We start from the raw sequence: 6,510 nt of genomic DNA, 5'->3' as shown, positions 1-6,510 counted from the left end.
CATGGGGAAGCCCCACACTACCATCGACGCTAATTCGTTTCACTTCTGAGTTCGGAATGGAAATCAGGTGGGTCCAAATCGCTATGGTCGCCAAGCAAATTCTTTTTGTCTTCAGGTCTAATTCAACCTAAAAACAATCATTCGGAAAGCTGTTTTCGTTCTCACACATTCAATCTGTTCTTGCTTTGAGTCCATCAAAACCTCTTGGGTGTTGTATGGTTAAGCCTCACGGGCAATTAGTACAGGTTAGCTCAACGCCTCACAACGCTTACACACCCTGCCTATCAACGTTCTAGTCTCGAACAACCCTTTAGGATACTTAAAGTATCAGGGAAGACTCATCTCAGGGCTCGCTTCCCGCTTAGATGCTTTCAGCGGTTATCGATTCCGAACTTAGCTACCGGGCAATGCCATTGGCATGACAACCCGAACACCAGAGGTTCGTCCACTCCGGTCCTCTCGTACTAGGAGCAGCCCCCTTCAATCTTCCAACGCCCACGGCAGATAGGGACCGAACTGTCTCACGACGTTCTAAACCCAGCTCGCGTACCACTTTAAATGGCGAACAGCCATACCCTTGGGACCGACTTCAGCCCCAGGATGTGATGAGCCGACATCGAGGTGCCAAACACCGCCGTCGATATGAACTCTTGGGCGGTATCAGCCTGTTATCCCCGGAGTACCTTTTATCCGTTGAGCGATGGCCCTTCCATTCAGAACCACCGGATCACTATGACCTGCTTTCGCACCTGCTCGAATTGTCATTCTCGCAGTCAAGCGGGCTTATGCCATTGCACTAACCTCACGATGTCCAACCGTGATTAGCCCACCTTCGTGCTCCTCCGTTACGCTTTGGGAGGAGACCGCCCCAGTCAAACTACCCACCAGGCACTGTCCGCAACCCCGATAAGGGGTCGACGTTAGAACATCAACACTACAAGGGTGGTATTTCAAGGACGGCTCCACGCAATCTAGCGACTGCGCTTCAAAGCCTCCCACCTATCCTACACATGTAGGGTCAATGTTCAGTGCCAAGCTGTAGTAAAGGTTCACGGGGTCTTTCCGTCTAGCCGCGGGTACACTGCATCTTCACAGCGATTTCAATTTCACTGAGTCTCGGGTGGAGACAGCGTGGCCATCATTACGCCATTCGTGCAGGTCGGAACTTACCCGACAAGGAATTTCGCTACCTTAGGACCGTTATAGTTACGGCCGCCGTTTACCGGGGCTTCGATCAAGAGCTTCGACCGAAGTCTAACCCCATCAATTAACCTTCCGGCACCGGGCAGGCGTCACACCGTATACGTCATCTTACGATTTTGCACAGTGCTGTGTTTTTAATAAACAGTTGCAGCCACCTGGTATCTGCGACTCTCAATAGCTCCATCCGCAAGGGACTTCACCGTCGAGAGCGTACCTTCTCCCGAAGTTACGGTACCATTTTGCCTAGTTCCTTCACCCGAGTTCTCTCAAGCGCCTTGGTATTCTCTACCCGACCACCTGTGTCGGTTTGGGGTACGATTCCTTACAATCTGAAGCTTAGAGGCTTTTCCTGGAAGCATGGCATCAATGACTTCACTACCGTAGTAGCTCGACGTCGTGTCTCAGCCTTAAAAAGAGCCGGATTTACCTAACTCTTAAGCCTACGCACTTGAACCTGGACAACCGTCGCCAGGCCCACCTAGCCTTCTCCGTCCCCCCATCGCAATTGTAAGAAGTACGGGAATATTAACCCGTTTCCCATCGACTACGCCTTTCGGCCTCGCCTTAGGGGTCGACTTACCCTGCCCCGATTAACGTTGGACAGGAACCCTTGGTCTTCCGGCGAGGGGGTTTTTCACCCCCTTTATCGTTACTCATGTCAGCATTCGCACTTCTGATACCTCCAGCATGCTTTACAACACACCTTCAACGGCTTACAGAACGCTCCCCTACCCAATGCACTAAAAGTGCATTGCCGCAGCTTCGGTTTACTACTTAGCCCCGTTACATCTTCCGCGCAGGCCGACTCGACCAGTGAGCTATTACGCTTTCTTTAAATGATGGCTGCTTCTAAGCCAACATCCTGGCTGTCTGAGCCTTCCCACATCGTTTCCCACTTAGTAGTAATTTGGGACCTTAGCTGGCGGTCTGGGTTGTTTCCCTCTCCACGACGGACGTTAGCACCCGCCGTGTGTCTCCCGGATAGTACTTACTGGTATTCGGAGTTTGCAAAGGGTTGGTAAGTCGGGATGACCCCCTAGCCTTAACAGTGCTCTACCCCCAGTAGTATTCGTCCGAGGCGCTACCTAAATAGCTTTCGGGGAGAACCAGCTATCTCCAGGTTTGATTGGCCTTTCACCCCTAGCCACAAGTCATCCGCTAATTTTTCAACATTAGTCGGTTCGGTCCTCCAGTTGATGTTACTCAACCTTCAACCTGCCCATGGCTAGATCACCTGGTTTCGGGTCTATATCCAGAGACTGAACGCCCAGTTAAGACTCGGTTTCCCTACGGCTCCCCTAGATGGTTAACCTTGCCACTGAATATAAGTCGCTGACCCATTATACAAAAGGTACGCAGTCACCCAACAAGTGGGCTCCTACTGCTTGTACGTACACGGTTTCAGGTTCTATTTCACTCCCCTCACAGGGGTTCTTTTCGCCTTTCCCTCACGGTACTGGTTCACTATCGGTCAGTCAGTAGTATTTAGCCTTGGAGGATGGTCCCCCCATATTCAGACAGGATATCACGTGTCCCGCCTTACTCGATTTCACTATAAATGCGTTGCCGGTTACGGGGCTATCACCCTGTATCGCACAACTTTCCAGAAGTTTCACCTGACGCATAAATAGCTTAAGGGCTAGTCCAATTTCGCTCGCCGCTACTTTCGGAATCTCGGTTGATTTCTTTTCCTCGGGGTACTTAGATGTTTCAGTTCCCCCGGTTCGCCTCGTTATGCTATGTATTCACATAACGATACGTGCTTATGCACGTGGGTTTCCCCATTCGGAAATCCCAGACTCAAGCGGTTTTTACTACCTAATCTGGGCTTATCGCAAGTTAATACGTCCTTCATCGCCTCTGACTGCCAAGGCATCCACCGTGTACGCTTAGTCACTTAACCATACAACCCGAAGAAGTTTCGAATTGACGTTAAACAACCAAAGTCGCTATCTCATTATTTGAATGAGCGAGATAGCATTCGATTTTGCCGGACTCAAATATGTTTTGTTTTACTTAAACAGTAAGACAAAACCCAAGAACACTTGAATGTGTTCGTTTACTTTCATTTTTAAAAAATGAAAACAAACAGTTGGAGTATTCAATTAAGAATACTTTGAGAACTTTACAATCAAATCTTATTCACTAAGGAATAAATTTGATTTGTCAGCTTTCCAAATTGTTAAAGAGCGAATCACTTCTAATGAAGTAACCATTTTTAAAAACTCTCAAGAGAGTGTTTAAAGATGGTATCCCGTAGGGGAGTCGAACCCCTGTTACCGCCGTGAAAGGGCGGTGTCCTAGGCCTCTAGACGAACGGGACACTGTAGAATGTTTTGCAAAAAGCGGAAACAATATAGCTAGTGGTGGAGCTAATCGGGATCGAACCGATGACCTCTTCGCTGCCAGCGAAGCGCTCTCCCAGCTGAGCTATAGCCCCACATAAATCGTTTCAGCACTTTATGCAGAACCAATTTTTGCTCTGAAATATAAACCATATCAATCTGTGTGGACACTCATCGTGACTCATTTGTCTTCACTTTTTAAAAGTAAAAGCAAACTATCCATTTCGTATAAGGAGGTGATCCAGCGCCAGGTTCCCCTAGCGCTACCTTGTTACGACTTCACCCCAGTCATGAACCACAAAGTGGTAAGCGTCCTCCCGAAGGTTAAACTACCTACTTCTTTTGCAGCCCACTCCCATGGTGTGACGGGCGGTGTGTACAAGGCCCGGGAACGTATTCACCGTGGCATTCTGATCCACGATTACTAGCGATTCCGACTTCATGGAGTCGAGTTGCAGACTCCAATCCGGACTACGACGCACTTTTTGGGATTCGCTCACTTTCGCAAGTTGGCTGCCCTCTGTATGCGCCATTGTAGCACGTGTGTAGCCCTACTCGTAAGGGCCATGATGACTTGACGTCGTCCCCACCTTCCTCCGGTTTATCACCGGCAGTCTCCCTGGAGTTCCCGACATTACTCGCTGGCAAACAAGGATAAGGGTTGCGCTCGTTGCGGGACTTAACCCAACATTTCACAACACGAGCTGACGACAGCCATGCAGCACCTGTCTCAGAGCTCCCGAAGGCACACCTGCGTCTCCGCTGGCTTCTCTGGATGTCAAGAGTAGGTAAGGTTCTTCGCGTTGCATCGAATTAAACCACATGCTCCACCGCTTGTGCGGGCCCCCGTCAATTCATTTGAGTTTTAATCTTGCGACCGTACTCCCCAGGCGGTCTACTTAACGCGTTAGCTCCGAAAGCCACGGCTCAAGGCCACAACCTCCAAGTAGACATCGTTTACGGCGTGGACTACCAGGGTATCTAATCCTGTTTGCTCCCCACGCTTTCGCATCTGAGTGTCAGTATCTGTCCAGGGGGCCGCCTTCGCCACCGGTATTCCTTCAGATCTCTACGCATTTCACCGCTACACCTGAAATTCTACCCCCCTCTACAGTACTCTAGTCTGCCAGTTTCAAATGCTATTCCGAGGTTGAGCCCCGGGCTTTCACATCTGACTTAACAAACCACCTGCATGCGCTTTACGCCCAGTAATTCCGATTAACGCTCGCACCCTCCGTATTACCGCGGCTGCTGGCACGGAGTTAGCCGGTGCTTCTTCTGTCGCTAACGTCAAACAATACAGCTATTAACTGTACTGCCTTCCTCACGACTGAAAGTGCTTTACAACCCGAAGGCCTTCTTCACACACGCGGCATGGCTGCATCAGGCTTGCGCCCATTGTGCAATATTCCCCACTGCTGCCTCCCGTAGGAGTCTGGACCGTGTCTCAGTTCCAGTGTGGCTGATCATCCTCTCAGACCAGCTAGGGATCGTCGCCTTGGTGAGCCTTTACCTCACCAACTAGCTAATCCCACCTAGGCATATCCTGACGCGAGAGGCCTTGCGGTCCCCCTCTTTGGTCTCCTTCGTTTATAGAAAACGACATTATGCGGTATTAGCCATCGTTTCCAATGGTTATCCCCCACATCAGGGCAATTTCCTAGGCATTACTCACCCGTCCGCCGCTCGACGCCGTTATCGTTCCCCGAAGGTTCAGATAACTCGTTTCCGCTCGACTTGCATGTGTTAGGCCTGCCGCCAGCGTTCAATCTGAGCCATGATCAAACTCTTCAATTTAAAGTTTTTGTGACTCAATGAATACTGACTTCAAAACTCATCCTTACTCGAAAGTAAGAAGTAATTCTAAAGCTATTATCCCTCTCTTCTTAAATAGGTAAGAACAGAACGATAATAAATTGACTGTGCCAAGTCTTTCGACTCGTTTGGTCACTCAGTTCATTGAAATCGAATTTGAAGCCTAAGCTTCTAATTGGATTATCATCAACGAGTGCCCACACAGATTGATAGGTCTATATTGTTAAAGAGCTTGCTTCGTAAGCTTTGCTATTGAAGCGGAGGCGTATTCTAAGGAATTCATTGAGAGTGTCAAACACTTTTTCAAATTAACTTCAGAAGTCTTTTTGCCTTGTTGCCAACTGCATTTTGCGTTCCCGCTTTGCCCTGACAACGGAGGCGCATTATAGGGAGATGATTTTTCTTGGCAACCCTTTTTTAGAAAAAAACTGAAAAAAGCGCGTCGGGTGATGACATCTCACTTAATCGCTTATTTTTAGCACTTAATTGTTAATTTCACGTAGTAAATAGGCAATCAATATGTGTCTAACCAAGCTTCTTTAAAGCTGGCGATATCCAGAACCAATGATTGCGCTATTTCGATTTGCTCAATTGCCTCTAGTTCTTTATTTACACTGCTCATCGTCAATGTGTTGTTGTCTAACTCAAACACCTGACTTTGAGTCGTGTAGTAGAACTTAAGTATCGTCAGTGCTTTTATGTCGTGCTCAGCAGAAGCGGCTTTAATGCTTTTCAGTTTGCGAAAGATCTTGTTGTGCAGCTGCTTGAGTTTCCAGACGTACAACACTTCTTCCATATAAGTGTGTGTTTTGAATTGGTTCAACAAAGACAGTGAAGTGGCTAAGGCGAGCACAACACCAATTAAGTTCCAATGAAAGTTCCCCGTCGATTGTTCAGGTACTACATCTGTATTACCGAACAAGACAATTAATAGTGTACTAAAAGCAAGAGAAGAGATAGCAAGCAAGGCAACAAAACTCCCCATCACCAGGTTGACCTTCTTTCTATAAAATTGTTTGTTTATTTTTTTGATTTCCATATACCACTCCGAACAGGTTGCCTCTATTCTAACCAGCGCAATCAGCAAGACAATCGAAGCCTTGTTATTAAGTTCACATTTGCTATTAAGCTCGCATCCCTTCCCTGC

1 protein-coding gene, 2 tRNA genes and 3 rRNA genes are annotated in these 6,510 nt (G+C 48.1%); all 6 read right to left on the bottom strand.

Annotation, left to right across the window (positions count from 1 at the left end):
- Positions 1-95: ribosomal RNA gene (gene rrf, locus AND4_RS19310) — 5S ribosomal RNA — on the bottom strand; the annotation flags it as partial.
- A gap of 120 nt (positions 96-215) precedes the next feature.
- Positions 216-3,106: ribosomal RNA gene (locus tag AND4_RS15405) — 23S ribosomal RNA — on the bottom strand.
- A 344-nt stretch (positions 3,107-3,450) separates the two neighbouring features.
- Positions 3,451-3,526 (bottom strand) — tRNA-Glu (locus AND4_RS15400).
- 41 nt (positions 3,527-3,567) lie between these two features.
- A tRNA-Ala gene (locus tag AND4_RS15395) sits at positions 3,568-3,643 on the bottom strand.
- Positions 3,644-3,777: 134 nt separating this feature from the next.
- Positions 3,778-5,345, bottom strand: a 16S ribosomal RNA gene (locus AND4_RS15390).
- 532 nt (positions 5,346-5,877) lie between these two features.
- Positions 5,878-6,402: a DUF3087 domain-containing protein gene (locus AND4_RS15385; RefSeq protein WP_009843902.1), complete on the bottom strand. Its 525-nt coding sequence runs from the start codon at positions 6,400-6,402 to the stop codon at positions 5,878-5,880.
- Positions 6,403-6,510: the final 108 nt, after the last annotated feature.

The organism is Vibrio sp. AND4, from assembly GCF_000171815.1.
Lineage (GTDB): Bacteria > Pseudomonadota > Gammaproteobacteria > Enterobacterales > Vibrionaceae > Vibrio.
Note: the sequence above shows the minus strand (reverse complement) of the source record. Positions and strands in the feature narration are given on the sequence as shown.

What these genes read in the sequence shown, in the direction of transcription:
- AND4_RS15385 (WP_009843902.1), bottom strand. Translation starts at nt 6,402, where the DNA reads ATGGAAATCAAAAAAATAAACAAACAATTTTATAGAAAGAAGGTCAAC.